3 protein-coding genes and 1 pseudogene are annotated in these 2,252 nt (G+C 31.0%); all 4 read right to left on the bottom strand.

Going from position 1 to position 2,252, the window contains the following annotated elements; genetic code table 11:
- Positions 1 to 104: pseudogene (locus HU235_RS25040) on the bottom strand (PH domain-containing protein); the annotation flags it as partial.
- Between the two features lie 146 nt (positions 105 to 250).
- Positions 251 to 1,024, bottom strand: a complete 774-nt coding sequence (locus HU235_RS09555; protein WP_174880070.1) for a sporulation protein — start codon at positions 1,022 to 1,024, stop codon at positions 251 to 253.
- A gap of 1 nt (position 1,025) precedes the next feature.
- Positions 1,026 to 1,826 (bottom strand): serine/threonine protein kinase, encoded by an 801-nt coding sequence (locus HU235_RS09550; protein WP_174880069.1) that lies wholly within the window; start codon positions 1,824 to 1,826, stop codon positions 1,026 to 1,028.
- Positions 1,826 to 2,020 (bottom strand): hypothetical protein, encoded by a 195-nt coding sequence (locus tag HU235_RS09545; RefSeq protein WP_095301270.1) that lies wholly within the window; start codon positions 2,018 to 2,020, stop codon positions 1,826 to 1,828. The genes HU235_RS09550 and HU235_RS09545 overlap by 1 nt, the downstream gene beginning before the upstream one ends.
- Between the last annotated feature and the right edge of the window lie 232 nt (positions 2,021 to 2,252).

Raw genomic sequence — 2,252 nt, 5'->3', positions numbered from 1 at the left:
TGCATAACATAATCATCTGCGTCAGTTTTATCATAATCTGATGGTTTAATAATAGTACCAATATCAGACAAACCTAATGCATCAGCAGCAATCTTTTTAAACATTTCCCCATCACAGCCTCTCATATGTATCAAATTTAACGCCTAAATTATATCAATTCTACTAGTCTTTTCAAAGGTATTTTTAGATTTTAAAAATTGCCATCTTATACTTTATAAAAGTGCAACACATTTAAATTCAAAACACCTTTTTAAATGCTGTTTTTTTCTAAAATGGTCTCAATTTTATTTTTTAGAGTTGCTAATTCACTTTTAGAAACAGTGATTTTTGTTATTGTTTCATCTAAGTCTAGTGCTTCTGATAAGAAACCTGCAAAACCACGGGCACGTCGATCAACTTCAATGATAATCTCTATTCTCTCATCATCAATTGGAAAAAATATCACTTCAACCTCATCAAATTTTCGGAAATATGGGCCAGACGTCGGAACAAATTCAAATTCTTGAATAAATGGCAATCGTTTTCTTATTTTAAAGGAAGCTTCTTCGTTTTTCACCTTTCTTAATTTAAACCCTAATTGATTAAATATTTGTAACGTTTCTTCGACCAAATGATGTGGAAGCACATTTATAATATCTTGGTCAGACGGGTCAATCGAACCTTTAATATCCATTCCAGTCTTAATCCACACTTTTGAACCACTCATACTTATTGGTGTATCAATTGGTAATTGAAACTGAACCGGGATCGATTTTGATTCCTCAGGCATAATAACGAATGGTTCATTTAATTTAATCGTTGATATGACAGCTTGTTTTTGAACTTTTTTATCATCGACCTCTTTTTCATAATACGTATTAAGCGTCAAATAAATTTCATCAATCTTTTGTTCTATATTACCACCTTTAATTTCTACAACTCCATCAACTAATTCCCCTGCTTTAATAGAAGCATGTGTTAATTTCGTATCTACCTTTGCCGAACCGATTCCAATACTTGCAAGCATTTTATTAAACAATGACAAACTAAATACCTCCATTAAATAATTTTACATCCATTAAAAGTTGTTCAATATCATGATATGGTTCATCAAGCTGAAGCATTTTTCGTAATATTTTTTTACTAGTTACTGAAAGCTCTAATTCATCCTCCCATGAACGACTCTTTCTTGTTTCTGGTTCATAACCTGAATAAAGTAAAAATAAGACAAAATGACCTAATGCATAAAAATCACTCTTAAAAGCGATCTCACGAAATAGTTGTTTTGCAAGAATTTCATTTACTTCCTCATTACTTTTCTTATCACTAACCTTTCGTGCTAATCCAAAATCAATAATATAATATTCATTTCCATTCATGAGAATATTCGGAATTCTTAAGTCCCGATGAACTATTCCAAGATTATGAATGGGTCTAACAATTTCTAAAATTCGCTCCAAATGGTAAAATGACGCTTTTTCATCATAGATATGGTTTTCGTTGAAAATCAGCTGTTCGAACGTAAAACCTTGCTTATATTCCATTAAAATAAAACTTCTACCATCTTCCTCAAATTGTTCATAAAAAGCAGGGTATGCTGAATGTCGTAAAGTTTTTAAAATGTCCGCTTCCCTTTGAAATGAAGCTCTTCCATGGTCATCGAGCATTTTATATTTTCGTAGTTGCTTTAAAACATACCTGGTACCTTGCTTATCATCTACTAAATAAGTAAACCCATAGCTCCCTTTTCCTAAAAGCTTTTTTATTGTGTACTTTTGTGAGATTTGGGCTTTTATTTTTAACGGTCTTTCACTTATCTCATGCCATTTTAAAATAAATTTATTCATTAACTACTGTAAGAACCAAAAGAGCCAAAGGAACTAAAGAAACTACCCGATCTACGCTTTCTCTTATAATGATGATGACCGTATGCGGATGGGTGATGAGAATGGTATTTTCTTTTTTTAAAATCACTTGAGCTATAATGCCTTGAGTGTGAATGTTGGCTCGAAACAATTGATTTTAATAACTTCTTTAACATTGTTTATCCCTCTTTTCAATTTGTTAAATAATATACGGAGACAGACAATAAAAGTTTCATTTTTTCATACATATAGTATATCAAATAAAAGTCTGATCAGAATTTGGTGATATTGGATGTGCGGATTCATAAAATCTTTAAGTTCGAAAACTGAAAACTTTTCTATTTTAAAGGAGAAGGAAAGAGAAAGGATATATTCACAACTTCAAAAAAATTTAGACACTGATAATTC

Origin of the sequence: Metabacillus niabensis (genome assembly GCF_902829255.1) — a bacterium.
In the GTDB taxonomy this organism is placed as follows: domain Bacteria; phylum Bacillota; class Bacilli; order Bacillales; family Bacillaceae; genus Metabacillus; species Metabacillus niabensis.
The sequence above is the reverse complement of the archived record's forward strand: the minus strand, read 5'-3'. Positions and strand labels throughout refer to the sequence as shown.

What these genes read in the sequence shown, in the direction of transcription:
- HU235_RS09550 (WP_174880069.1), bottom strand. Translation starts at nt 1,826, where the DNA reads ATGAATAAATTTATTTTAAAATGGCATGAGATAAGTGAAAGACCGTTA.
- HU235_RS09545 (WP_095301270.1), bottom strand. Translation starts at nt 2,020, where the DNA reads ATGTTAAAGAAGTTATTAAAATCAATTGTTTCGAGCCAACATTCACAC.